Source organism: Microbulbifer hydrolyticus (assembly GCF_009931115.1).
In the GTDB taxonomy this organism is placed as follows: Bacteria; Pseudomonadota; Gammaproteobacteria; order Pseudomonadales; family Cellvibrionaceae; genus Microbulbifer; species Microbulbifer hydrolyticus.
Window position 1 is genome coordinate 2,919,372 of sequence record NZ_CP047491.1, and the last position, 24,769, is coordinate 2,944,140.

Genomic DNA, 24,769 nt, shown 5'->3' on the forward strand with positions numbered 1-24,769 from the left:
CGCCGCCACCGGGCTCGCCAAAAACTATCGTGGCAGTTGTTGCTCGATCACCTGTACCGCCTGCTCCGAGATCCCCAGCTTCTCCGCCAGATCCTCAAGATATTGCTTCTCCTGGGCATTGTCCGGGTTGATGGTCATGGCAGACACCAGATAGAGATTGAACGCAGTCGCCGGGTCGCTCGCAGCGGATACCACGTCATCCATGCTCACCGGCTGAGTCAGAAACTCCCGAAAGGACTCCAGAGTAGGAGCCTCCAGTTGCCCTTCCAGCGCCTTGAGGATATTGCGCTGCTCGGCTTCGTCGATTTTCCCATCCGCCTGGGCCGCGGCTACCATCGCCTTGAGCATGGCATCGGCCTGGTCCTCATCACCGTCGGCATCCGCATCCGCCGTGTTCACAAACCCGAACAGGCCACCCTTGCCCCGAGGCAAAGGATTTTGCCAGTTACCGGGGTTACTCTGTGGACCCTGCGGGCCCTGTTGCCCGAACTTGCCGCCGGCGCGGCCAAAAATCTGCCCGAGAATATCGCCAAGGCCACCGCCCGCACCGCCACCCAAGCCGCCGCCAGCACTTCCTCCCATCCCGCCGGCGCCGCCGGATTGCTGCATCTGCGAGAAAATTCGACGCGCGATTTCCATCAGTACGGCGGCGCCCCCGGCACCAGCCCCGGCGGGGACTGCGCTGCCGAAAATATCGCCCCCCGGTTTCGCTCCGCCTCCGGGTCCATTCGCTCCGGGGCTCAGTCCGCCCGGCTGGCCCGCGCGTGCGAGAATATCGTCCAGGTTGGGGCCACCACCACCGACCGACTGATCGGGGGGCGGTACCTTGCTGAAATCCGGGCGATGAAAGTCAGGAGGCGGGGTACCGGGCGCCGGGGCCGGCTGCTGACGGATCTTTTTGTTTAACATCGACATTCCGGCGCCGATTAACGCGCCCAGAAGCAGTTTCTTGTTCATACACTTGCGGCCTCTGCCAGTATCAGAATCAGCCCAAACTGTAGGGTCCGGATTTTGCCCCCACCAGCAGCCTGCCAGGCAATCGGGACTGCAAGGCGGCGGCAGAGCCGTTACAATCGCCCCGGATTTCACGCTGACCGTGGCGAACCGAACCCTAAAGCGCTATTAAGGAACCCCATGATTCTTGCCCTGCTCGCGATACTTGCCGGATTTGTGCTGCTGATGTGGAGCGCTGACCGCTTCGTCGAAGGTGCCGCTGCGACGGCCAAACACGCCGGGATGCCTTCGCTACTAATCGGGATGGTGATTGTTGGGTTCGGCACTTCCGCGCCAGAGATGGTGGTATCCGCCATGGCGGCGCTGGATGGCAGCCCGGGGCTGGCACTGGGCAACGCCTACGGCTCCAACATTGCCAATACGGGGCTGATTCTCGGCGCCACCGCCATCATGATCCCGCTCACTGTCAACAGTAAGATCGTCCGCAAGGAGCTTCCGCTGCTGCTGGTGCTCACCTGTGTGACCGCCGCTTTCTTCTGGAACGGGGGACTGAGCCGCACCGAGTCCGTGATCCTGCTGGCAGGTTTCTTTGGCCTGATCGGCTGGTCCATTTACTCCGCGTTACGCGGCAAGGGTGACGCCATCGAAGGCGAGATGGAAAGCCAGCTGGAAGAACACGACATGCCACTGGGCAAGGCGCTGTTCTGGGTGGTGGCAGGGCTGATCCTGCTGATCGTCAGTTCGCGCTTGCTGGTTTGGGGCGCGGTCACCATTGCGCAACAGCTCGGTGTGAGTGATCTGATTATCGGCCTCACCATCGTCGCACTCGGCACCTCGTTGCCGGAGCTGGCGGCCACCGTTGTCGCCGCACGCAAGGGCGAACACGACATCGCCATCGGCAATGTGGTGGGCTCCAACATGTTCAACCTGCTGGCGGTTGTAGGCATTGCGGGCGCCATTGCACCCATGCCCAGCGTGCCCCCGGAACTGATTACCCGGGATTGGCCAATGGTAATGGGGTTGACCATCGCCCTGTTTATCTTCGGCTACGGATTTCGCACACGGCACGGACGTATCAACCGGTTTGAAGGCGCAGCATTACTCGCCGCCTACCTGCTTTACACCGGTTACCTGATTTACGAAATTACCAGCAAGGCGCTTTGAGGCGGGCCGCGCAATCGCTTCTCAGGCGAAGGGTTATCGCCGCTCCAGCCGGCGGATACGTGCGCGGAGCTGCTCGATCTCTTCCAGCAGCTCCAGCGCCAGCGCCGCACCGGCGTGATTGACGCCGAGGTCCCGCTCCAGGCGCACCACGCGCCTGACCCTCTGCACGCAGATTCCACTGAATCTCAATGGGTCAGTACTCCCATGCGGCTCGATCACGCCCTCCTCCATCAGCGCCATTATCTGCTCTGCTGACAGCGCGCAGGCGATGCACAGTTCACGCAGTGTCAGCTGGCTGTTCTCGTCCAGTATCACTGCGGTCGTTTCGGTGTATTCATTCTCAGGCGGCATATGCTCGCACTCCCGCTTCTGACCTATGCCCCGCCACGTGGGTCAAATGTGAAGGCATCGCGAAACTGACGGTAGGCAGCCCGCTCTGCATCGGTGTTCGCCGGTGGCGTGACAATGTCCAGCACAACGTACAAATCCCCTGGTACTTTTGCCGGCAAGCCCCGACCTTTGAGGCGCAGCTTGCTGCCACTTTTACTGTTGGCGGGCAGCGTCAGGTTTACCGAGCCATCCGGCGTCTTCACCAGCACCTTGGCGCCGAGTGCGGCTTCCCAAGGTGCCACGGGAAGATCCAGATAAACCGTCTTGCCCTCGGTGCTGAAGCGCGGGTGCCGGTTGAAGACAATTTCAAGGAACAGGTCTCCCGCCTTGCCCTCGCCCATTCCGGGCTCGCCCTGACCAGCCAGCCGGATCTGCTGCCCTTCGGTCACGCCTTTGGGAATGGTGACATTGAGCTTGCGCTCCTTCACCACCGGGTGACCACTCGGATCGAGCTCCGAGTGCTTTAGAGTTATCTGACGCTTGCTACCGGCATAACTGTCCTCGATATCAATGGCGATCCGGGCATAGGTGTTCTCACCCTGCGCATGGAATTGCTGGCCACCACGGTGAAACCCGCCACGACGGAAGCCTCCGCGCCCGAACAGCTCCTCAAAGAAATCACTGAAGGCTTCCGGGTCCGCCTCGGTGTATCCGCCGCCGTGGAATTCAAACCCCTGATCCCAGTCGGGTGGCGGCTTGAAGTCCTGCCCACTATTCCAGTTCTTGCCGAGCTGGTCGTAAGCGGCGCGCTTTTCCGGATCCTTGAGGACCTCATAGGCTTCATTGACTTCCTTGAAGCGATTTTCAGCGTCCTCTTCCTTGCTCACATCGGGATGAAATTTACGCGCCAGCTTGCGATAGGCACGCTTGATTTCATCCTGTGCGGCACTGCGCTCGACGCCCAGTATCTGGTAGTAATCACGATATTCCATACGGAACCCGGTGCACCCTGCAATACGTATACAGCGACCATGAAAAAGGCACCCGAAGGTGCCTTTCCGTTCTTCCCTGAACGTTACTCTTTAATCACGCACCGCGATTAGAAAGAGTAACCAACACCCAGGTTAAATATCCAGGGGCTGAAGTCCACATCGTTCACTGTGGCACTGCGGGTAATGGATGGGTCATTAGACAGCGCATCTTTGTAGTAAACATTGAAGTCGGTGTCTGTATCGATATACAGAACCGCAGCGTTTACCAGGAACGCACTGTCACGACCAAAGCGGAAATCCACACCTACCTGGCCAGTGAAGCCCCAGGAGTGCCCCAGGCCCAGGCTCGCGTCGGTGGCGAGCACATCATTGTTGATCAACAGATCGTTGTAGCCACGTGAGAAGCCTTCATCACTGAAGTCGGTGTAGTTCACACCGATACCAACATAAGGCTGACCCAGGCAGTCGCGGCTCAGCGGATACCAGTTCAGATAGGCGTTGGAGTAAGAAGCTTCGAAGCTGCCAATATCGTAGCCGTCAATATCATAGATGATATCATCAACGCGAACACGATCCAGATCCATATCGTGATCGGTAGCACCGATGTACATCAATTCCACACCCCAGTGCTCTACCGGCAGCCAGGCGCCGGAGATGTTCCAGGTAGTGTCACTATCGATATCAAACTCCTCTTTGACCCAACCCTCAGTGAGGCGCAGATTGTCATCACTGTCATTTGGATCTACCCAGCTGGCGCCGGCGCGGATAACAAAATCACCATCACTCCACATATCTGCCGCGGCGTGTTGTGCACTAAGCAGAGCGGCTACAGCGATTGCAAGCGGTGTCAGAACGCGTGTCTTTTTCATTGAGAACTCCATCGTATTCGGCAAATTAAACAGCAATTAACCCAATCACTTGTCAGTCTAGACACGGAAACAACCAGCTGTAGAAAAAACAACCAAAAAAAATCTTCAACCGTGGAACTTTTGCGCGTTTGTGACGCCACACACCTCTATAAAAAAAATTCTCCCGCCGGGCGTAAAAATCCTCGCATCAAAAAAGCAGTACCGGAATAAATATTTTCACGCCACATCTGAAGATTGGTACGCCAAACTTGTCCACAGAGATGACTTTTCGCGCCAGCCCTGTGGAAAACCCAAACTTAAAAAAATCTAAATAGGAAATTTTCCGTCAGCTATTCAGGCGACATTCAGCTTTAAAAGCCGGATCGAACCCTGCGTAAAGAAATGTTCAGACGCGCAAAATCGGGAGGACTTCGATTGGTTAATCTGAGAAAAAATTCCCAAGGAACAGTGAGAAAAACCGCCGGAAAGAAACTGCAACAAGAAACAACCAGTGAGAAAGAACCGGGGAAATACAACCAGCGAACACGCACTCGCTGACATCCTTCTCTATTGGTGCTTCTATATTGGCGCGCAACGAACACGCCCCTCCACAGTTGTTTTGACCTGCGAGCTCAGGAGTGCTCCGTCGCTCGCAACCACTACCAGTTCAGGGAGGACGGCAGCCTGGGTGAAGACAGTAACCTGGAAAACTTCTGCCAGCGGGCATTGCTCAAGTCCGCATCCTGCTCAACGTATTGTTTCACCAGCGCCTTGCCCCAGTTGTAATTGATCACATAGGCACCGTAGGTATCCACAAATCTGACGCGCTGCGCGGCCTTCTCCGGGCTCATGGCGGTGTATTTCTGAAAACGCGCAACAGCCTCGTCACGATCGATTTTGCCATCGATATATTCCCGCGCGACGATGTTTTCCGCGAATTTCAACTCAGCCAACAGTGACAACACGCGCTGATATTTTTCTGCGGTGGCCGGATCCAGGCCAGCAAGGGGGTACAGAGCCTCTTGCTCGAAGCGGGTTTTCTCTCCATCAGGGAAGGCAAGCTCGATACCATAGTTGGCACTTCCCTCCGCAATCAGTGACTGCGGGCTGAACAGTGGATAGACGCTGTACTCCAGCCAACCCTGATCCTTTACCAGCTTCTGCTCCAGCAGCGCATTGTAGGTATGGTGCCCTGGGTAACCTTCGTGACAACCCAGGTCTACCGCGCGGTCAATATAAATGGGCAGCTCCGAGTTGATCTGGATCAGACTGTGGGCATTGCCCTGATACCAGTTATAACCGCTCCAGGGCTTGTCCTGCACATACTCCAGCTTGAAGCTTTCATTATCCGGCAACTCTATATGCGCCAATGTGCGTTTCTTGCACTCTGCAATGGCGGCGTTGAATACGGACTCCAGCTTGCCTTCCGGGATCCGATATTGCTCCTGAAACTGTTGCACCCGTATATGCAGCGGCTCACTCCCCGGCAGCTCCTCTTCAAGCTGGGCCAGTACCGGATCAAACTCCGCATACTCCTGCACTGGTGGCTCTGTGTCGTAAAGTGCTTTGGCCTCGCGTTGGAAGTCACGAAAGCTGGCGTCGGCGATATGGTGGGCGTGCGCGGCAACCGCTTTTAATTGGGTTTTTAGGTAATGCGTGCGCAGGGTCTGTAAATCCCCGGCAGGCTCGATGGTCTGTGGTAGACGGGCCAGCAGCATTTCCGCACGGCTCGCCAGTTCTGCCGGTGAAGCCTTATCCGCTTCGGCTTCCGCCTTCAGGTCTGCCGGGCCGTAGTAGGCATCCACGTAACTCTTGTCGTGATTACCCAGGGTGAGCACCAGGCGTACGTAATCCCGCGCCAGCTGATCCAAGGCAGGGTCTTCGCTGTCCTCCTGCGCCGCGGTTTCCTCCGGCGACAGCACCTCTGACGCTGCGCTGTCGCTCTCGGGTTCCTGCGCCTTTCTGCTTTCACAGCCCATCAGAGTTACCACCGCCAAACTGTAAACAACAGCGATTGAAATTATTTGTTTCACGACAGTCCCTTTGGATTTATTTGTTTATCGCCTGCAGCAAGCTCTCTACCGACAATCACATGCGGAAAATGGGCAGTAGTCAACTATAGACGGCTTACGGTACCACAGCGATTTCCGGCGGCAAGCGGGCCAGTGCCTGCTTGAGCCAGTCGAGAAAAAGCTGGACCTTGCGTGTCCGGTGCATATCACGATGCGTCACAAGCCAGAGGTTGGTGCGCCACTCCGGAGGTGGGTCGATCAATCGCTGCAAGCCCGGCCTCGACTCGGCACACCAGCTGTGCAGCGCTGCAATCCCCAAACCACAGCGCGCGGCATCTTCGAACCCGGAGAATTCGTTACAACGGAATACGACCTGCTCCTCCGGTACCTGGCGGGCGATCCAGTCCAGGCTGGGAATAAAGTCGTACGCGTCGATGGGCGCGATAAAGCGGTGGCCCTGCAGGTTCTTGCGGCTTTTAAACGGGCCGCACTCCTTCAAATACGACGCCGAGGCGTACAGCGCACTCTGCAGGGAAGCGCCCGGCTGAACCACGTAATCCGGCTCTGTGGGTTTGGCCCCCGGCCGGATTCCGATATGCGCCTCGCCATGCTCCAGGCGCAGATGACGCCGGTCTGCAACCAGCTGCAGGCGCACCTGTGGGTTTTGCGACCGGAACTCACGGAAAATCGGCATCAGCAACGGGATCAGGGTATTCACCGTGGTAATTATCAGGGTCCCCTGCAGGGCTTCATCCACCCCCTGAATCCTCCCCACCATCAGGTCCAGCTGGTCCTGCATGTTCTCGGCCGCGTTCATCAGCATTTGCCCCGCCTCGGTAGCCACATAGCCGCGGGGATGGCGGATGAACAGGCGGGTCTCAAGGGCCTTTTCCAGCGCATCTATGCGCCGCAGTACCGTGGAGTGGGAAACATCCAGTTCCAGCGCAGCCCCCGACAAGGTGCCCGCCCTGGCCACTGCCAGTGCATAGTGGAGATTGTTCCAATCTTTGACCGAATTCCGCGCCATCAGCCCTTCCACCCTCTCTATAAAGCACGCTGCAAGCCATTGGACCCTGCGCGCAACAGACCCTGCGCGCAACAACGGACAATCGTACTTCTGTGCAAATATGCACAGAAGCATTGCAGAATCTCTATTTTTGTTCCAGCAGTGTTTCCCCACAATGGCTGCCATTCACAGCCAAGTCATGTCCAGGCCGCAAAAATGAGAACGCGGGCCCGGGCACAGAAATACCGAGAGGACGCTACTCATGAGCATGAACCAGAGCCCCCGCCTGCTGGCGTTCGCCGGCAGCCTGCGCAAAGATTCCTACAACCGCCAGCTGGCAGCGGCCGCTGCACAGATGGCTCGGCAAGCCGGCGCAGAAGTTATTGAGGTGAACCTGCGGGACTATCCGCTGCCCGTGTTCGATGAAGACGTCGAAGCGGCAGGTGTGCCGCAGAAGGTGGCCGAGCTGAAGGATCTTTTCTCCACCGCCGACGGTCTGCTGATCGCAAGCCCCGAGTACAATGGCTCGGTGACTGCTGCGTTGAAGAACCTGATCGACTGGGTATCCCGCCCGGATGCCAGCTACGGCCGGGCAGAACTGTTCCAGGGCCGCCGCGCCGCTCTCTTCGCCACATCACCCGGTGGACTGGGGGGAATGCGCGGCCTCAATCACCTGCGGGATATATTGCAGCCTCTGGGCACCTGGATAACGCCAACCATGCTGGCCGTGCCGGGATCCATGAACGTTTTCAACGAAGAAGGCGAGATGATTGATGAGGCAATGGCTGCACAACTGCAAACCGTGGTGCTGCAAACACTGAATGCCATTGCCCTGGAGAAGGCTACTGCTTGATGCAGCCGGAGCCGTACACCTCTGTGATTAAGGGCCCGCTACTGATCCGGGCCCAGTTTCCAGAAGCGTTGCATTTTGAGGAACAGGAAAGACGCGGTCCAGGTAATCAGCACCAGGCCGGTAAGTGCCTCCAGGCCTACGGTAAAACGCAGTGCACCAAAAGGCTCGATATCGCCCAGCCCCAGCGACGTATAGGTAGTGAAGGAAAAGTAGGCGCTGTCAAGCAGACTTCCAGTGAAGTTTCCCTCGAGGGTGCCAAAGTGCGGCGAGTGATACATATACATATATCCGAGTGCGAACATCCAGATTTCGACCACGTGTGCGACCAGCGCCCCAAATACGCCGATCAGCACACTCACGTTGCGCCGCACGCTCAACCTCCGCCCCAAAAAGAACAGGAAGTTCAGCGCTTCGTGGTGAATCACTACCGCCAGAGCCACCAACAGCGAATTGATCACGAAAGCCAATAGCATATCTAGCGCCGCTTCTGAAAAAATTCCCGGACCAGGGTGCCGGCCTCCTCCGCCAGAACGCCCCCCTCTACCTCTATTTTGTGATTGAAAAAAGTCTGCTCCGCCAGCTTCAGCTGGCTGGCAACCACGCCCGCACGGGGCTCGGCAGCACCGTACACGAGCCGCGCAATACGTGCGTGAATCAAGGTGCCGAAGCACATCGTACAGGGCTCGATTGTCACATACAGCGTGGCGCCAGGTAGCCGGTAATTGTTCTGGCGTGCTGCAGCATCGCGCAGCGCGTTCACTTCCGCATGCGCACTGGGGTCGGAGGCAGAAATGGGCCGATTGAACCCCTCGCCGATGACCTCACCATCGAGCACTACCAGCGCCCCAACCGGCACTTCGCCCAATGCGGCCCCTTTGGCAGCGAGCGAAAGCGCCTGCTGCATAAACATAAAATCCCGCGGCGTTGCCACTATCGTGATTCCCGTCCTGATTCCTGTCCAGAGTCTGTGTTTGTCTTTTCCGTACCGAAAGCCGGTTGTTCAACTTTCCTGAAACTGCGTAGCAGGAAGTCCGCTTCCAGCGTCAATGTATCCTGCTGTTCCAGCTGCTGGCGAGCATCCGGCCGCCCCTTCCAGGCAAACGGGGTCATGGAGAGAAAGTCCCGTACCTGTTCATTCTTGTCGATATCCAATGCAAATTCACAGCGTAACTCACTCACCATTTCCAGGCCCGGCAACAATTCCGACAGGGATACCGGCAACTCGTGGCGCTGCGGGCTTTCATACAGCCTGCCCTTGAGACTCCACAGGTGGTCCGGCCCTGGCGACACGTCCAGCAGGAGCCCTCCCGGTTTCAAAACCCGCAGCAGTTCTTCTGCTGGCCCGGGAGCAAATACACGTAAAATGGCATCGACACTGTCATCCGCTACCGGAAGGTGGTAGCTGCTGGCCACCGCAAAATGTGCGTCCGGCTGTTTTTTCGCTGCAAGGCGCACACCGGCCTTGGCAATATCGATGCCGGCTATGCCAGAAGCCGTCCAGCCATTCTCTGCAAGCCTGCGCGTGTAATAGCCTTCGCCGCACCCCACATCCAACAACCGGCCTTGACCCACCGCATTACCCGACAGCTGTGCGCAGATAGCTTCCGCCAAAGGTTCGTAGCAGCCGGCTTCGAGAAAGCGTCGCCGGGCATTGAGCATGTCAGCGGAATCGCCCGGCTCCCGGCTGCGCTTTTGCTGTACCGGTAACAGGTTTACGTATCCTTCTTTGGCCCGGTCAAAACTGTGGCCGCTGGCACAACGCCAGCTCTGGGCCTGCAATTCCAGAGGCTGCTTGCAATGGGGACACTGCCAAATCATGCGTTTTCGCTAATTTCCTGCTGCTGTCGTAACGTGGGCTTGTCGAGGATCAGCTCTGCTGCTTTCTCCGCGATCGCAATCACCGGTGCATTGGTGTTGCCGCTGATAAGGGTCGGCATTATGGAGGCATCGACCACACGCAGTCCATTCACGCCGCGAACGCGCAGATGGCTATCCACTACCGCCATTTCGTCCTGCCCCATTTTGCAGGTTCCTACCGGGTGATAAATGGTCTCCGCATTCTGACGAATAAAATTGGCTATCTCGTCGCGCTGACGAATTGCTTCGCCAGGTAACCACCAACGTTTGTGCAGGGTTTTAAGAGAGGCCTTCTCGATAATGTCCCGGGCCATTTCAAATCCCTCTACCAGCACCTGCAAATCGTCCGGGTGCGAGAGGTAATTCGGCTGAATCAGCGGCAGCGCTTTGGGGTCGCGGGAAGCCAGGGTGATGGTTCCGCGGCTTTTTGGCCTGAGCGCACACGCGTGCAGGGAGTAGCCATTGCCGGGCTTCTTGGTCATTCCGTGGTTGAAAAGCGGCGTAGCACTCAGGTGAAACTGGATATCCGGAAAGTCCGCGGCCAGGCTGGAGCTTGCGAACCCACCCGCCTCGGCCACATTGTTGGTCAGCATACCGCGATTCAACAGCAGGTATTCCGGCAGCCGCAGCGCAGCCTTGAGCTTCGGCCACAGCGCATCGTTAAAACCCACCGCCCGGTTAGTTTCTACCACCTGGGTAATATCCAGATGGTCCTGTAAATTCTGCCCTACGCCAGGCAGGTGACACTGGGGAACAATACCCAGCTTTTTCAACTCGTCCTGCGGGCCTATCCCGGAAAGCATCAGCAACTGTGGAGACTGTATCGCGCCCGCACACAGGATGACCTCCTTGTTGGCGACGATGCGCTGCCCGTTGCGCAAAGTGACAGCAGCTACCCGGTCGCCCTTGAGCTCAAGTCCGGCGGCCGCAGCGCTGGTGAAAATACTCAGGTTGGGCCGGTTCTTTACCGGGTAGAGGTAAGCGGTGGCGGCCGAACAGCGCCGGCCAAATTTCTGCGTAACCTGGTAAAAATCAACACCGTTCTGGTGGTGACCGTTAAAGTCATGGTTGATTCGGTGCCCAGCCTCGACCGCGGCACTTACAAATGCCTGCCCGGCCGCCGACTTCCATTTCAGGTCAGATACGGCCAGTGGCCCATAGCCACTGTGATAGGCATCGCTTCCACGCTGGTTCCCTTCTGCGAGTAGGAAGTACGGCAACATTCCCGACCAGCCCCAGCCGGGGTTTCCCGCCTGCTCCCAGGCATCGTAGTCGCCGGGGTTTCCGCGGGTATAGATCATTGCATTGATGGCACTGCTACCACCGAGTACTCGGCCGCGAGGCCAGAATAGGCGACGATTATCGAGGTTCGCCTGGGGCTCGGTATAGTGGTGCAGATTGAAGCGCTTGCCGGGAAGCAGGTAACCGATGCCGACCGGCATCTGGATAAGGAGATTGTGATCGGAGGGGCCGGCCTCCAGCAGGCAGACACGGTTCTGCTCATCCTGGCTGAGGCGATTGGCCAACACGCATCCGGCAGAGCCGCCCCCCACGATCACATAGTCGTACACCTTGGTCTTTGCCATGCCCAGCTCCCGCCCTTTTCAATGTTGTTATGGATTCGTACCGAGCAATCCGGCTCAGGTCAATACCCAGAACATTGTAGACCGGGGGCGCGAAGGGGCTCTCGGGAGCCCCGGGCAAGTCAGGTTGGGGTCGTCAGGGCTACCCCTTGGAGGAATCCAGCGACACCGCGCGACCGGCGCGCTTGCCATCGGCACTGCGCGCGCGCAGGGACTCGACATCTTGCGGGGCAATATCGTCGGTCAGGGGCTTCCAGCTCTCGCCATCGAAGTACTCCAGCGCCAAGCCGGGGTAAGGCAGTGCGGTTTTCACACTGTCGCCATCGGCCACAGCACCGGGTACCGGTACTCGGTAACCGATTCCTGCCCGATCCAGTTTCAGCAACTCCTTGTTACCCAGCGCGGCGGAGAAATCCAGCCAGTCCCGGGCCAGGGCCTGTTTGTCGACAAAAGTGGTCTCGCCAGAAAACGTCTGGCCTTCCTGAATCGGCAGCTCCCAGGCGGCCTTGTGCCAGGCGCGCTCAGCCAGTGCCAGAAGACGCGGAAACACCTGGTACTCCACCGCTTCATCGGTGCGCACCACTTCACTCCAAAGCTGCCCCTGCAGACCTCGCACGCTGCCGGCAAACTCCGCGGATGGAGAGGTAGCGGCCCAGCTGTGGCCGTCGCGATTGGGGTAGAGCTCTGCCAGCTGTGCGGTATTCAGCGGCGCATAACTGAACGTTTTACGGGTATCGGTATAGCGGGATGCCCAGTAGTAGCCACGCTCTTTAGGATCTACCTCTTGCGGCATATCGAAGTAGAGGTAATCGGAGTGTGATTGAACCAGGTCAAACCCGGTCTCTGCAAAGTGCACACTTTCGTCACCACCGCCCCAGAACAGGGGCGCCCAGGAATTGACGTAGTTGTTTTCTGTCGCCAGTTCCTCGTCGGCATCATTGATTTTCTTTACCCCGTCATTCCACGCAGCCATGGTGGGAATACCGGCGTCCGCCACCAGCCTGCTCACACGCTTGGCATAAAGCTCGCCCAGCTCATCGATGGCCTTCACTTCACCATTGGCAATCAGCTTTTGACACTGGGGAGAGTTGGTCCACGGCTTGTTGCGCTGCTCTGCCACTACATCGCCCTTTGCCGGGTTTTCACCCGGGCCCACTTCAAATGAGGCCGTCGCGAGAATATTCACTGCTTCATCGCCGCCGAAGTGCCAGCTTTTCAATGCCTGACCGGCGGAATCGTGCATGGCTTTGACTTCCCGGATCAGTTTGCCGACAAAGTTGTAGGTCGAGTCCACGCAGGGGTTTATATAGCTGTCGTCATAAAACTGAACCGACAGGTACTGGGTATCGTCTTGCGGGTCGATGAGTCGGTAGGCTTCCGCGGCAGCCGGGTCTGCGTCTTTCAGCTTGCGATACCGCGCTTCCATCGCCACCACCGCAGAGCGGGCGTGCGCCGGCATATCGAATTCTGGTACCACCTCGATCTGACGGTCGGCGGCATAACGCAGAATCTCTACATAATCGTTCACGCTGTAAAAGCCGCTGCCAAAGTTGTCCGCCTTGGGCCCGGAACCAAGCTGGGGCAACAGACAGCGGTTTTCTTCAAGGTCAAAGCAGCGCTGGCTGCCGATTTCGGTCAGCTCCGGCAGTCCCGGGATTTCCAGCCGCCAGCCCTCGTCATCAGAAAGGTGGAATTGGAACTTGTTGAGTTTATAGGCCGCCATCTGGTCGAGCAGCTTGAGCACCACTTCTTTACTGTGGAAGTTGCGCCCCACGTCCAGGAAGAACCCGCGGTGAGGGAAGCGTGGTGCATCTTCTACAACCACTAACGGCAGGCTATTACTTTTCAGGTCAGTCGCCGCCAACAGAGACTGGACACCGTAAAAGGCGCCACTTTCATCAACTCCCGTCACTTGCGCACCATCCGCGCCAACAGACAATCGATAGGCTCCCGCAGGCTGCCCCTCAAACCCGGACGCATCAATGCTGACCGCGACCGGGTAAGCATCGGGCCCTCTGGCCGCCAGGCCCAGGGTTTCAATTCTCTGTTCCAGCGCTGCCACACTACCCTGCCCCAGCCCTTTTGCCTGTAGAGCGAGGCCGTGAGCCAGCTCTACCGGCGCACCCTGCTGTACTTTTGCCGACAACGGTTTCGGGATGATTCGTCCCCGCCAGTCGTTTCCGGTGTCGCCGATCGATTCAGAATCGCCGGTAAAACGCTCAAAGCGGCTGGCGGCGGTGGCAAGAGTGTTGGCATCGTTTGCCACCCGCTTCCAGTTGTCCGGATGGTTTTTATTGATGGGCAGGACAATGTCTTTCAGGTCATCCGTATCCGTGGACTGGATGACACTCGCCTTGCCGTCGGCATCCACGACAAACAGCCGCGGCTGGAAGTCTGACTCAAATTGCATCCAGCTTTCCGAGAGAAAATCCAGAGGCAGCGTCTCGCCGCTGGCGATACCGGCGAAGTTCTCCGTTGGGGTGAGGCGGTGGAGGTCGCCATTGACACGTTCAAGCGTGAACGCGTCACTGTTCAACAACGCCAGAGAGCGGCGCACGCTGTGAAAATAGAGCTGCCAGTCCCGCTCATCGGCACCGATGTCGGGGCCATTATTGATCAGGCTGATCCGGTATTTGGAGCAGGTGGCCTCACTGCCCCCCACTTTCTTGCACTGGGCACGCAGCCCATCGTCCACGCCCTGAAAATTGATCAACACCTCCTGGGTGACATCAAAGTTGGCCGCAATGCGTGCCGGCGCTGGTACTGCAGATCCAGTAGTGCCTGCCGGGGCGGTGGATTCGGGGTCTGCGCAGGACGCTATAAAGGCGGATAGCGCCAGGCTGGCAAAGAGGGGGAGCCGTTTCATCGATCTTCTCTTTTTAGATACACGCACCTGAGTAGATGCACCATTGAATTCTTATGTGTCTGAGCGGGAAAACGGGTCCCGGTCGACCGTCCACCTTAGCGTAAAAGACAGCGCTGTCAACAGCGATAGGTTTCCCTCCTGCAACTACCCCCGACTCATGACCATTTACACGCCATTCGTCACATGACCGGTGAACCACCTCTCCATTTAATGATCCAAGTCGCAATCAACTATACAAAGTTTTTATAAAGAGATTTTTGACCCAATAGTTTTGGTCTTAAAAAACATTGGCGGAAACCACCGCGCAGCACCCGCAGACTGGGCGAAACTTCAGATATCAACAACAGCGGGGCTCACAGAAGGATGACTGGAATAGAGGAAATGGTCCGAGCTGCGATTGGCAAAACGCCTGAAATTGTGAGATACAACGGTTTATAAAGGGTGAGCCATAATAAATTCAGTAGCTGTTCATCAGTAATCTGAGCCAAGTAAAACGCCCCAAGGTGGAAAGATGGAAACTCGCAGTATTCGGTTTCGTTCCAACAAGCGTCTCGTATGCAGTCTTTCGGCTGCGACCGCGCTTGTATTCTTTTCCGTCTCTGCTCCTCTGCTCGCCGACGATATTTTCATCCCAGATTCCACCAGCGCACTGAACCTCCAGGCCGACAACGCGTTTTTCATTGACAGCGCCTTCGGCATGGACAACAGGGCCCTGTACGAATCCGCCGAAAACTTGCGCAACAACTCCATGGGCATGGTGCAGCGGCGGCTTAACCACCAGTGGCTGGAGCTGCATACTCGCCCGGAAGAAACCCAGAACGCCACCGGCGGCCGCGCCGTGAACGAAATCCTCAAAATGGGCTTCAAAACCTACATGGAGCAGCACAAGCGCAGCAAGCAGCATCCCCTGCTGCGTTACACTCAGAGCGGCGGCCGTCTGAACAGTGCGCTCGACTACGACGTCCGCCTGTCGGATGACAAGTTCAGGATCTCGGTCCAATACGAGTTCTGAGCCGGAGGGCGAGCGCCCTCCTCTCTTAACCCTGCCTTATATACCTGCCTTTTTGCTAGAATCCCCGCCAACTACTACCGGCGGAGACCCCCGTGCCCGACTCAACCCAGGCCCCCACCCAGTTCAACCAGCTCCCGCGCGCCGGCGTATTGCCGCGACTGATGGCTCTCATCTACGACGCCCTGATCATCGCAGGCCTGTGGATGGTATATGGGTTCCTCGCGATGCTGATCGCCTCAACCTTCGGTGGCCTGCACTGCCAACCGGAGAATGTGGATTACACCCCCTGCGTGGGCGGCCCGCTGTATCAGCTGGGTCTTGTCCTGGTTACTGCGGGCTATTTTTTCTGGTCCTGGCGGGCTGCCGGACAGACCATCGGCATGCGCGCGTGGCGACTGATGGTGGCGAATAACAACGGCATGCAGTTGAGCTGGTACCAGTGTTTTCTCCGGGCACTGGTGGGCCCGGTATCACTGGGCTTTTTCTGCCTGGGCTTTTTGTGGGGCTACTTCCGGGTGGACCGCGCCACCTGGCACGACCTGGTATCGGATTCCGAAGTACGGCAGTTACCGAAAAAGAAGAAAGACAAGAAGCTCGGCTGAACAATGCGGGCTGAAGCGGGGCTGACGCCCCGCGCAGGCCTCACAACACGCCTGTATCTAACGCGCCCGCCGCAACAGCAGCCAGCCGAGCAGGAAGCTGGCCAGAATGGGAATCAACACGGCGACAAATGGCGGGAACCCAAACACCACTGACGATGGGCCGAGCATATCCTGCACCGTCTGGAAAACGATGCCCACAATCACCCCGGTAAACACGCGCAGACCGGTAGTCACCTCTCGCAGCGGCCCGAAAATAAACGAAATCGCCATCATCACCAGGCCAGCGATGGTCAGTGGCTGCAACACTTTCTTCCAGAACGCCAACCAGTAGCGAGAGGATTCCTCGCCCTTGCGATCGAGGAATTTGCCGTAGGACCAGAGGTTGCGCGGGGACAAGTCCGATGGCATCGGAACAACCAGCGAAAACAGATCTGGTGATATATCCGAATCCCAGTATGAGCGGGCCTCCCGACTGCTGGATGCGCGCTCCGGCGTCAGGCTGGTCTGGCGGCTGTTCTGTAGCTCCCAGCGCTCCGATTCGTAATGGCCGCGCTCGGAAAACACCACCCGCTCCAGCTGGCGATCGGCATCAAACCGGTAGCGGGTAATACCAAACAACGTGCCTCCCGGCAGCGCGGCATTAAAATGGACGAACTCACCGCGGTCATGTAGCCACAACCCCTGCTCAAGCCCGGAGTTTTCAAGCTCTCCCTGGGCAATGGCCCTGCGGCTCTCGGCGGTCTGGTTGGTTACCGGTATCACCAGCTCGGCCAGCGCGAGACCCAGCACGATCAGAACCATTACCGGCTTCATCACCGCCCAGGCAATCCGCCCGATAGAAACCCCCGCGGCACGCATCACGGTCAATTCGCTGGTTCCCGCCAGAGTGCCCAGGCCAACCATACAACCCACCAGCGCGGAAAAACCCAACTGACTGTATACGCGCTCCGGAAGTGTCCACAGCACGTATTCCAGCAGGTTGCCGAACTGGTAGTTCCCCCCCAGATCCTCAAGTTCGTCGACAATCGCCGAGATCACATCCAGACCCAGGATGACCAGCAACACGGCGAGAATGGAGACGGTCACCGTACGGGCGATGTAGCGGTCAAGCCGGGACATTGGCACCTCCATTATCACCACCACTGCCATCCGGCTGATTGCGGCGCTTGCGCGGCTTGTGGTTGCGCCCGCCCAACAGTAGCAGCCCCAGAATCAGAAACGGCGGGTGCACCAGCCATATCGCCCACGCCTGCTCGATCTTGCCATCTTCGATGGCACCGCGAACGCCCTGTAGCGCGACCAGATAAATGATGTACAGCAACACCGCCGGGATCATCTTGGCATAGCGGCCCTGACGGGGGTTGGTACGGCTTAGCGGTACCGCGAGAATCGCCACCACCAGTACCAGCACCGGCAGACTGAAACGCCAGTGCAGGTTCACCCGCTCACGGGGACTGTCACTTTTCCACAGCGCGGCGGTGGACATGGATTGCAGCTTTTCACTGGCCTTGCTGCGCAGGCGCGGTATATCCAGCAGCACTTCGTAGCTGTCAAAGGCCATCTGGCGGTAATCACTCTGCCCGGGAACCCCCTCGTAGCGGTAGCCATCACGCAGGACCAGATACCGCAAACCGGTTTCAGGGTCGATCTGCTGAACCCCTTCCCTCGCCACGGTAACGATCTGGTGATCCGTATCCGTATCCCCGCGGGAGTTACCCAGCTCGGCGAGAAACACATCGTGCATGGTGGACTTGTCGTCGCTCAGCCCATCGGCGTAATACACAGCGCGACCGCCGCCGGTGGCAACAAACTTCTTTGGCACCAGGTGATCGAACTCATTGCGGGTTTTATCAGCCGTCAGCAGGTGCGAGGTACGCTCGATACCCGTTGGGGTCAGGTACAGGCTCATGGCGGCTACAAATGCCGCCACCAGCAGTGCGGGCACCAGGGTATAGCGCAGTAACTGGCGCTCGCTGAAACCACAGGCGTGCAGTACGGTCATTTCGCTTTCTATATACAGGCGGCCATAAGCCAGCAGAATGCCGACGAAAAACCCAAGCGGTATCACCAGCTCCAGAAAGCCCGGCAGGCGGTATCCCATCAGCGAAAACAGAATACCCGCAGACAGGTCGCCCGCTGCCGCTTCCGCCAGATACTTCACAAAACGGCCACTCATCACCATCAGCAACAGCACGGCACTGACGGCCAGCGTCGCGCCAAGCAGTTCGCGACAGAGGTAGCGGAAAATAATCACTGAGCGTCCAGCTTCCCTGATTGCGGTTCGAAGAAAGAAACGAATGGAAGTCGAGATTCCGATTTAGATACAAGCGGTGTCAGCATAGGACACCGGCTCAAGCAATCCGATCCTTCTCGGGTTAAACTTGTGCGGCGCATTATCACCAAAAAGCCCGGCAATGTCTCGGCCCAGAACCATCCGGAGCCATCGACACCCCGCTCTCACCGAGCAAACGAAAGCCGCGGGCCTCACAGAACATCAAGGAACCATTTACATGCAGTTCAATGCCAAGGTCACCGACATCAGCAAACAGCGCAGTGCCTGCGCCATTATCGCCGTCGACAACAAAAACCGCTTCACCGACAGCGGCAGCGCCCTCGACAAGGCAAATGGCGGCAGCCTGGCCAAGTTGCTAAAACGCGGCGATCTGGGTAGCGCAAACGGCAGCACCCTGATGGTGCCTTCGCTGGAGGGTGGTGCGGAACGCATTCTGCTAGTTCGCACCGGTAAAACACCGGTCACGCAGGCTGAATTCCGTAAACTGGCCGACGCCAGTACCAGTGCGATCAAATCCCTGAAAGACGCCACCAGCTACCTCACCGAAGTCCCCGTGCAGGATGCCGACAGCAGCTGGCAGGCACAGCAGCTGGCCCTGGCCGCCGGGCTGGCCGGGTACAAATTCACCCGCTGTCACAGTGATGCCAAGCCCTACCCCCTGGCCAAATTTACGGTGCACGCACCCGACAAAAAGCAGCTGAAAACCATTCAGGACGGCGTAGAGCTCGGCAGCGCCCAAGCCGCTGGCAGCAATATTGCCCGCGAACTGGGCAACCTGCCCGGCAATATCTGCACTCCCAGCTACCTGGCCTCGGAAGCCAAGGCGCTGGCTAAAAAACACACAAAACTGACCACTACTGTGCTCGACAACAAAAAAATGGATGCCCTCGGTATGGGCGCCTTCATGAGCGTGGCCAAGGGGAGTGATGAACCTGCAGCGATGATCGCCATGAACTACAAGGGCGGCAAAGCCGGCCAGAAACCGATCGTACTCGTAGGCAAGGGCATTACCTTCGACACCGGTGGCATCAGCATCAAGCCCGGCGCGCAGATGGATGAAATGAAATTCGACATGTGCGGCGCCGCCAGTGTATTTGGCGTGATGAACGCGCTGGTCGAAATGAATGCGCCCGTGAACGTCGTCGGTGTGGTCGCTGCCGCTGAAAACATGCCCAGTGGCCGCGCCAGCAAGCCCGGCGACGTTGTCACCTCGATGAGTGGCAAGACCATTGAAATTCTGAACACCGATGCCGAGGGTCGACTGGTGCTGTGTGACGCCCTCACATGGGCTGGCAAGTTCAACCCCAGCGTGGTCATCGACGTGGCGACCCTGACCGGCGCCTGCGTGATCGCCCTGGGCAACCACGCCACCGGCCTTTACGCCAATCAGGACAAGCTCGCGGAAGACCTGATCGCCGCCGGCGAAACTGCGGGCGACCGCGCCTGGCGTATGCCCCTGTGGGATGAGTACCAGCCGATGCTGAATTCCAATTTTGCCGACATGCAGAACATCGGCGGTCGCGAGGCTGGCTCTGTCACTGCTGCCTGCTTCCTGGCACGCTTCGCCGAAGACTACGATTGGGCCCACCTGGATATCGCCGGCAGCGCGTGGAAATCCGGCGCCGCCAAAGGTGCTACCGGGCGTCCGGTACCGCTGTTGCTGCAATACATTCTGAACAAAAAGTAAGCACAACTTAAAGCGAAGCTGTGCATTTCGGGCGAAGGTTCTGCTACCGGTAACGGTTCACAGGACCTTCTGCGAGAGGGACCTCGCGGAAGAGCCCCCATGGATGGGTTCACGGCGTGTCCTGTGAACCGTTACCGGTAGCAGGGCCGCCACTGCGAGCGACTCCGTGCGCTGGGTCTCGCAAAACTTACCCGTTATCGACACCTTCGCGTCTAACTCTTGTGGCCTCGTTGTATCAATATGACCCGAATAGACTTTTACGTCCTCCCCTCCGAAAACCCGGACGAGATCCCGGTTTTTGCCTGTCGACTGGCAGAAAAAGCCTTTCGCAACGGCCTGCGGGTGCTGATTGCCGTCGATGACGCCGAACAGGCAACGAAGCTGGATGAGCTGCTGTGGACCTTTCGCGAGGACAGTTTCCTTCCCCACGCCCCCCAGAGCCTCGACCAGCAGGCCGCCATTGAGGTCAATAGCGGAGAAGACCCCGGCCAGCACCACGGCCTGCTCATCAACCTGTGCAGCGATATTCCCGGCTGGTTCAGCCAATTCGACCGCCTGGCCGAAATCGTCTGCCAGCACCCCGACTCCCTCGCCCGCTCGAGAACACGATACAGTCACTTCCGCGACAGGGGATATCCGTTACAATCCCACAAGATACCCAACTGATCCCAAGCAAAAACGAAAGCCAGCTCCATGTCCGGTCGCAAGAAAAACAGAAAACATCGCCACGGCCAGCCTCCCCATGAGTTGCTCAATGAGCTCAACTCCCTGCGGGACCTCCTCGGCAGCGAAGAAGAGGCTGACATCCCCTTGCTCGACCAGGTGGCCGAAACAGACAAATCCGGTGGGGCTGACAAAACCTACCAGAGCGCAGCGCCGAAACCACTGACAACGCCGCCCCCAATCGCACCACCGCGCCCCCTTCAGGAGGCCGACCTGCCCATCCTGTTCAGTCCCGTGGACGAGGAACCGGTAGAGGATTACACCCCGTTGCTCAGCGATGCCGACCGCGAGCTGCTGCGCCCACTGCAGAATCTGCCGCGCGAAGATGCCACCCCGGCAAGCGCCACCCGAGAACCCCAGCGTTCAAACGATGAGGCCGTTACCGGAGAGGCCAAGGTACAGCCCGTAGAACTGCCGCCTGAGCCCGCGCGCGAGGAATTCCAGCCCAGCTTGTTCGACGGCCCCCAAAAGTCGACAACGGCTTCAGTCACCAACGGCAGCAAAGACTCTGGCGACCATTCAGAAGAAGGCGTAGCTTCAGCGGCTACTCCGGCAGCTACTCCAGCGGGTACTGCAGCAGCTGGGCCCGAGGCCGCTCAGGAACCGGTAAAGAAGGCACCACAAAAAGCCAGCGGGAAAGCACAACGTCCGCTGCCTGCTGCCGTCACTGAAAATCCCTTCCTGCCACCGCATATCCGTGCCCGCCTGACTGGCGGCAGGGTTCCACGCTCGCAAGAAGGCACCCAGGCAAAAGACGTGACGCCACAGGAGCCCTCCGTATCAGCCGAGCCTCCGGAGGCTGACAGCGCCCCGCTAGAAAGCCAGAGCGATGCGGCGCACGCTGCGGAAGCCAGCGCCCGCGAGCGCCTGATCGAGCAGCTGATGTCCGAGCAGCTACCCGAGCTCGAGCGCCAGCTGCGCGCCAACATCACCCTGATGGTCAACGAAATCTACCCGGAAGTCCCGGAATCGGATTGAACCAGCCACACGGCGGCGAGCACCTTTTGCCCCGGCCGGCCCCAGCGGTATAATTCCGCCCCTTTTTCATATACTCATCGATTCATTTCATCGCCCCGGTGTGACCGCATACCCGGCCCCGGGCGGCAAAGCGATTCAAAGCAAGGCATTCCCCCGCGCATGGACAAGACATACCAGCCCAACGCCATCGAACAGCAGTGGTACAAAACCTGGGAAGAAAACGGCTACTTCAAGCCCTCCGGTGACACAACGGCAGATCCCTACTGCATCATGATTCCGCCGCCCAATGTCACCGGCAGCCTGCATATGGGCCACGGTTTCCAGGAATCTATCATGGACGCCCTGATCCGCTACCATCGCATGAAGGGCGACAACACCCTGTGGCAGGTTGGCACCGACCACGCCGGTATCGCCACCCAGATGGTGGTGGAGCGTTTGCTCGCCGCCGAAGGCAAGTCCCGCCATGAGCTGGGCCGTGACAAGTTCATCGAGAAGGTATGGGAGTGGAAAGAGGAGTCCGGCGGCAATATCACCCGCCAGCTGCGTCGCCTCGGCGCCAGCCCGGACTGGTCCCGCGAACGCTTTACCATGGACGACGGCTTCTACAAGGCCGTGCAGGAAGTCTTCATCCGCCTGTACGAAGACGACCTGATCTACCGTGGCAAGCGCCTGGTGAACTGGGACCCAAAACTGCACACCGCCATTTCCGACCTGGAAGTGCTGAACGAGGAAGAACAGGGCCACCTGTGGCACTTCCGTTACCCGCTGTCTGACGGTTCCGGCCATCTTGTCGTGGCCACGACCCGCCCGGAAACCATGCTCGGCGATACCGCCGTCGCAGTGCACCCGGAAGACGAGCGCTACAAGCACCTGATCGGCAAGACCATCAAGCTGCCCCTCACGGACCGTGAAATCCCGATCATCGCCGACGATTACGTCGATCTGGAGTTCGGTACCGGCTGCGTGAAGATCACCCCGGCCCACGACTTCAACGACTACGAAATGGGACAGCGCCACAACCTCGAGATGATCAACATCCTCGATCAGGACGCCAACCTCAACGATAACGTGCCGGAAAAATACCGCGGCATGGAGCGGTTTGCCGCGCGCCAGCAGATCGTCGACGACCTCGATGCCATCGGCTGCCTGGAAAAAATCGAGCCGCACACGCTGAAAGTCCCCCGCGGTGACCGCAGTGGTGTGGTCATCGAGCCGTGGCTCACCGACCAGTGGTACGTCAAAACCCAGCCGCTGGCGGAAGAAGCCATCAAGGTGGTGGAAGACGGCCGCGTGGAATTCGTACCCAAGAACTACGAGAACATGTACTTCTCGTGGATGCGCGATATCCAGGACTGGTGTATTTCCCGCCAGCTGTGGTGGGGTCACCGCATTCCGGCGTGGTACGACAACGACGGCAAAGTCTACGTCGGCCGCAGTGAAGAGGAAGTGCGCAAGAAGCACAACCTGGGCGACATCGAACTGCGCCAGGACGACGACGTGCTCGATACCTGGTTCTCCTCCGGCCTGTGGACCTTCGGGACCCTCGGCTGGCCGGAAGAAACCCCAGAGCTGGCGGCGTTCCACCCCACCTCGGTACTGGTAACCGGCTTCGACATCATCTTCTTCTGGGTCGCACGCATGATGATGCTGACCCTGTACTTCAAGAAGGAAGTGCCGTTCCACACCGTGTATGTACACGGTCTGGTGCGCGACAGCCATGGGCAGAAGATGTCCAAGTCCAAGGGCAACGTGCTCGACCCCATCGACTTGATCGACGGCATCGACCTCGAGAGCCTGGTGGCCAAGCGCACCACCGGCATGATGCAGCCGCACCTGCGGGATAAGATCGAAAAGCAGACCCGCAAGGAGTTCCCCGAAGGTCTCGCCCCCTACGGCACCGATGCGCTGCGTTATACCTACTACTCGCTGGCCTCCACCGGCCGCGATATCAAGTTCGACGTCGGCCGTATCGAGGGCTTCCGAAATTTCTGCAACAAGATCTGGAATGCCTCCCGCTATGTGCTGCAAAACTGCGACGGCCAGGACTGCGGCCAAGATGGCAGCGACAATTTCGAGCTGACGATCGCCGACCGCTGGATCATCTCCCTGCTGCAGCGCACTGAAATTACCGTGAAGGAAGCAATCAGCAATTACCGCTTCGATCTCGCCTCTCAGGCCCTGTACGACTTTACCTGGGGCGAGTACTGCAGCTGGTACCTGGAGCTTTCCAAACCGGTACTGTGGGACGACAACGCGTCCGACGCGGTGAAGAAAGGCACCCGCCGCACCCTGATCCGTGTACTCGAAACCATCCTGCGCCTGCTGCATCCGCTGATGCCCTATATCACTGAGGAAATCTGGCAGCGCGTTAGTGCGCTGGCCGGCAAGACTGGTGACACCATCATGCTGCAGCCGTATCCGGAGGCCAACGAGCACCGGATCGATGAGAACGCTGAGGCGGCCATTGCCTGGCTGAAAGACGTGATCGAAGGTGTGCGTAATATTCGCGGAGAGATGAATATTTCCCCGGCGAAGAAGATCCCGCTGATCCTGCGCGGTGGTTCCAAGCATGATGAAGACCTGCTCAGGCAGACCCGCGGCCTGCTCACCAAGCTGGCGAGCCTCGACTCTATCGACTGGCTGGGCCAAGGCGTCGAAGCACCAGCCTCCTCTACCGCCTTTGTGGGTGATCTGGAGTTGCTGGTACCCATGGCCGGCCTGATCGACGTGGAAGCGGAAAGCGCGCGAGTGCAGAAGGAACTGGACAAGCTGGACAAGGACCTGAAGCAGGTCGCGGGCAAACTGCAGAACCCGAACTTTGTCGACAAGGCGCCGGAAGCTGTGGTCAACAAGGAAAAGCAGCGACTGGCGGACCTGGAAAGCACCCGTGCACGCTTTGTCGAGCAGCTGGAGTCACTGAAGAACCTGTAAGTTTTCCGGTTCTTCCACGCAAAAAAATGGCGAGCCCTAAAAGCTCGCCATTTTTTTTATCTTAACGCCGGGGAGATA

21 protein-coding genes are annotated in these 24,769 nt (G+C 58.4%); 8 read left to right on the forward strand and 13 right to left on the reverse strand.

What is annotated here, in order from left to right:
* Nucleotides 1-24: 24 nt before the first annotated feature.
* Complete coding sequence (locus tag GTQ55_RS12490; protein WP_237567662.1) at nt 25-957, reverse strand: tellurite resistance TerB family protein; 933 nt, start codon at nt 955-957, stop codon at nt 25-27.
* Nucleotides 958-1,134: 177 nt separating this feature from the next.
* Here GTQ55_RS12490 and GTQ55_RS12495 point away from each other — a divergent pair, with 177 nt between their 5' ends.
* A complete protein-coding gene (locus GTQ55_RS12495) occupies nt 1,135-2,118 on the forward strand; it encodes a calcium/sodium antiporter (protein WP_161859037.1) in 984 nt (327 codons plus the stop codon).
* Between the two features lie 33 nt (nt 2,119-2,151).
* Here GTQ55_RS12495 and GTQ55_RS12500 read toward each other — a convergent pair whose 3' ends face one another.
* The 5 genes from GTQ55_RS12500 to GTQ55_RS12520 all read right to left on the reverse strand — a co-directional run bounded on the left by GTQ55_RS12500 (nt 2,152) and on the right by GTQ55_RS12520 (nt 7,327).
* Nucleotides 2,152-2,469, reverse strand: a complete 318-nt coding sequence (locus GTQ55_RS12500; RefSeq protein WP_161859038.1) for a chaperone modulator CbpM — start codon at nt 2,467-2,469, stop codon at nt 2,152-2,154.
* 23 nt (nt 2,470-2,492) lie between these two features.
* Nucleotides 2,493-3,440, reverse strand: coding sequence for a DnaJ C-terminal domain-containing protein (locus GTQ55_RS12505; RefSeq protein ID WP_161859039.1), 948 nt, complete (start codon nt 3,438-3,440; stop codon nt 2,493-2,495).
* 107 nt (nt 3,441-3,547) lie between these two features.
* Nucleotides 3,548-4,309, reverse strand: coding sequence for an OmpW/AlkL family protein (locus tag GTQ55_RS12510; protein WP_161859040.1), 762 nt, complete (start codon nt 4,307-4,309; stop codon nt 3,548-3,550).
* Between the two features lie 638 nt (nt 4,310-4,947).
* Complete coding sequence (locus GTQ55_RS12515) at nt 4,948-6,321, reverse strand: hypothetical protein (RefSeq protein WP_237567663.1); 1,374 nt, start codon at nt 6,319-6,321, stop codon at nt 4,948-4,950.
* Between the two features lie 94 nt (nt 6,322-6,415).
* Nucleotides 6,416-7,327 carry a LysR family transcriptional regulator gene (locus GTQ55_RS12520; protein ID WP_161859041.1) on the reverse strand — a complete coding sequence of 304 codons (912 nt, stop codon included), beginning with the start codon at nt 7,325-7,327 and terminating at the stop codon, nt 6,416-6,418.
* Nucleotides 7,328-7,568: 241 nt separating this feature from the next.
* On the opposite strand from GTQ55_RS12520, the gene GTQ55_RS12525 reads away from it, so the two are divergent.
* Entirely contained in the window at nt 7,569-8,159 is a 591-nt protein-coding gene (locus GTQ55_RS12525) for an NADPH-dependent FMN reductase (RefSeq protein ID WP_202620617.1), read from the forward strand.
* Nucleotides 8,160-8,197: 38 nt separating this feature from the next.
* Here GTQ55_RS12525 and GTQ55_RS12530 read toward each other — a convergent pair whose 3' ends face one another.
* From GTQ55_RS12530 to GTQ55_RS12550, 5 genes are all read right to left on the reverse strand, one after another.
* Complete coding sequence (locus GTQ55_RS12530) at nt 8,198-8,632, reverse strand: ion channel (protein ID WP_161859042.1); 435 nt, start codon at nt 8,630-8,632, stop codon at nt 8,198-8,200.
* A gap of 2 nt (nt 8,633-8,634) precedes the next feature.
* The gene (gene tadA, locus GTQ55_RS12535; protein ID WP_161860148.1) at nt 8,635-9,069 is read right to left on the reverse strand and encodes a tRNA adenosine(34) deaminase TadA; all 435 of its coding nucleotides are present in this window, start codon (nt 9,067-9,069) and stop codon (nt 8,635-8,637) included.
* 20 nt (nt 9,070-9,089) lie between these two features.
* Nucleotides 9,090-9,977: a 23S rRNA (guanine(745)-N(1))-methyltransferase gene (gene rlmA, locus GTQ55_RS12540; RefSeq protein WP_161859043.1), complete on the reverse strand. Its 888-nt coding sequence runs from the start codon at nt 9,975-9,977 to the stop codon at nt 9,090-9,092.
* Nucleotides 9,974-11,602, reverse strand: coding sequence for a GMC family oxidoreductase (locus GTQ55_RS12545; protein ID WP_161859044.1), 1,629 nt, complete (start codon nt 11,600-11,602; stop codon nt 9,974-9,976). Before GTQ55_RS12545 ends, rlmA begins: the two co-directional genes overlap by 4 nt.
* A 139-nt stretch (nt 11,603-11,741) precedes the next feature.
* On the reverse strand, nt 11,742-14,465 hold the full coding sequence (locus tag GTQ55_RS12550) for a family 20 glycosylhydrolase (RefSeq protein WP_161859045.1): 2,724 nt from the start codon (nt 14,463-14,465) through the stop codon (nt 11,742-11,744).
* Nucleotides 14,466-14,976: 511 nt separating this feature from the next.
* Between GTQ55_RS12550 and GTQ55_RS12555 the strand changes: the two genes are divergently transcribed.
* A complete protein-coding gene (locus GTQ55_RS12555; protein ID WP_237567664.1) occupies nt 14,977-15,477 on the forward strand; it encodes a hypothetical protein in 501 nt (166 codons plus the stop codon).
* A 92-nt stretch (nt 15,478-15,569) separates the two neighbouring features.
* The gene (locus GTQ55_RS12560) at nt 15,570-16,079 is read left to right on the forward strand and encodes an RDD family protein (protein WP_161859046.1); all 510 of its coding nucleotides are present in this window, start codon (nt 15,570-15,572) and stop codon (nt 16,077-16,079) included.
* A gap of 57 nt (nt 16,080-16,136) precedes the next feature.
* Here the strand turns inward: GTQ55_RS12560 and lptG are convergent, their stop codons facing one another.
* Together lptG and lptF are read right to left on the reverse strand one after the other, a co-directional pair.
* Nucleotides 16,137-17,198, reverse strand: coding sequence for an LPS export ABC transporter permease LptG (lptG, locus tag GTQ55_RS12565; protein ID WP_161859047.1), 1,062 nt, complete (start codon nt 17,196-17,198; stop codon nt 16,137-16,139).
* Nucleotides 17,185-18,333, reverse strand: coding sequence for an LPS export ABC transporter permease LptF (lptF, locus tag GTQ55_RS12570; RefSeq protein ID WP_161859048.1), 1,149 nt, complete (start codon nt 18,331-18,333; stop codon nt 17,185-17,187). Before lptF ends, lptG begins: the two co-directional genes overlap by 14 nt.
* Before the next feature lie 256 nt (nt 18,334-18,589).
* On the opposite strand from lptF, the gene GTQ55_RS12575 reads away from it, so the two are divergent.
* The 4 genes from GTQ55_RS12575 to GTQ55_RS12590 all read left to right on the forward strand — a co-directional run bounded on the left by GTQ55_RS12575 (nt 18,590) and on the right by GTQ55_RS12590 (nt 24,691).
* Nucleotides 18,590-20,059, forward strand: a complete 1,470-nt coding sequence (locus tag GTQ55_RS12575; RefSeq protein WP_161859049.1) for a leucyl aminopeptidase — start codon at nt 18,590-18,592, stop codon at nt 20,057-20,059.
* A gap of 240 nt (nt 20,060-20,299) precedes the next feature.
* The gene (locus GTQ55_RS12580) at nt 20,300-20,725 is read left to right on the forward strand and encodes a DNA polymerase III subunit chi (RefSeq protein WP_161859050.1); all 426 of its coding nucleotides are present in this window, start codon (nt 20,300-20,302) and stop codon (nt 20,723-20,725) included.
* A 27-nt stretch (nt 20,726-20,752) separates the two neighbouring features.
* Entirely contained in the window at nt 20,753-21,760 is a 1,008-nt protein-coding gene (locus GTQ55_RS12585; RefSeq protein WP_161859051.1) for a hypothetical protein, read from the forward strand.
* Between the two features lie 159 nt (nt 21,761-21,919).
* Nucleotides 21,920-24,691, forward strand: coding sequence for a valine--tRNA ligase (locus GTQ55_RS12590; RefSeq protein WP_161859052.1), 2,772 nt, complete (start codon nt 21,920-21,922; stop codon nt 24,689-24,691).
* Nucleotides 24,692-24,769: the final 78 nt, after the last annotated feature.

What these genes read in the sequence shown, in the direction of transcription:
- GTQ55_RS12490 (WP_237567662.1), bottom strand. Translation starts at nt 957, where the DNA reads ATGAACAAGAAACTGCTTCTGGGCGCGTTAATCGGCGCCGGAATGTCG.
- GTQ55_RS12495 (WP_161859037.1), top strand. Translation starts at nt 1,135, where the DNA reads ATGATTCTTGCCCTGCTCGCGATACTTGCCGGATTTGTGCTGCTGATG.
- GTQ55_RS12500 (WP_161859038.1), bottom strand. Translation starts at nt 2,469, where the DNA reads ATGCCGCCTGAGAATGAATACACCGAAACGACCGCAGTGATACTGGAC.
- GTQ55_RS12505 (WP_161859039.1), bottom strand. Translation starts at nt 3,440, where the DNA reads ATGGAATATCGTGATTACTACCAGATACTGGGCGTCGAGCGCAGTGCC.
- GTQ55_RS12510 (WP_161859040.1), bottom strand. Translation starts at nt 4,309, where the DNA reads ATGAAAAAGACACGCGTTCTGACACCGCTTGCAATCGCTGTAGCCGCT.
- GTQ55_RS12520 (WP_161859041.1), bottom strand. Translation starts at nt 7,327, where the DNA reads ATGGCGCGGAATTCGGTCAAAGATTGGAACAATCTCCACTATGCACTG.
- GTQ55_RS12525 (WP_202620617.1), top strand. Translation starts at nt 7,569, where the DNA reads ATGAGCATGAACCAGAGCCCCCGCCTGCTGGCGTTCGCCGGCAGCCTG.
- GTQ55_RS12530 (WP_161859042.1), bottom strand. Translation starts at nt 8,632, where the DNA reads ATGCTATTGGCTTTCGTGATCAATTCGCTGTTGGTGGCTCTGGCGGTA.
- tadA (WP_161860148.1), bottom strand. Translation starts at nt 9,069, where the DNA reads ATGTTTATGCAGCAGGCGCTTTCGCTCGCTGCCAAAGGGGCCGCATTG.
- rlmA (WP_161859043.1), bottom strand. Translation starts at nt 9,977, where the DNA reads ATGATTTGGCAGTGTCCCCATTGCAAGCAGCCTCTGGAATTGCAGGCC.
- GTQ55_RS12545 (WP_161859044.1), bottom strand. Translation starts at nt 11,602, where the DNA reads ATGGCAAAGACCAAGGTGTACGACTATGTGATCGTGGGGGGCGGCTCT.
- GTQ55_RS12550 (WP_161859045.1), bottom strand. Translation starts at nt 14,465, where the DNA reads ATGAAACGGCTCCCCCTCTTTGCCAGCCTGGCGCTATCCGCCTTTATA.
- GTQ55_RS12555 (WP_237567664.1), top strand. Translation starts at nt 14,977, where the DNA reads ATGGAAACTCGCAGTATTCGGTTTCGTTCCAACAAGCGTCTCGTATGC.
- lptG (WP_161859047.1), bottom strand. Translation starts at nt 17,198, where the DNA reads ATGTCCCGGCTTGACCGCTACATCGCCCGTACGGTGACCGTCTCCATT.
- GTQ55_RS12575 (WP_161859049.1), top strand. Translation starts at nt 18,590, where the DNA reads ATGCAGTTCAATGCCAAGGTCACCGACATCAGCAAACAGCGCAGTGCC.
- GTQ55_RS12580 (WP_161859050.1), top strand. Translation starts at nt 20,300, where the DNA reads ATGACCCGAATAGACTTTTACGTCCTCCCCTCCGAAAACCCGGACGAG.
- GTQ55_RS12585 (WP_161859051.1), top strand. Translation starts at nt 20,753, where the DNA reads ATGTCCGGTCGCAAGAAAAACAGAAAACATCGCCACGGCCAGCCTCCC.
- GTQ55_RS12590 (WP_161859052.1), top strand. Translation starts at nt 21,920, where the DNA reads ATGGACAAGACATACCAGCCCAACGCCATCGAACAGCAGTGGTACAAA.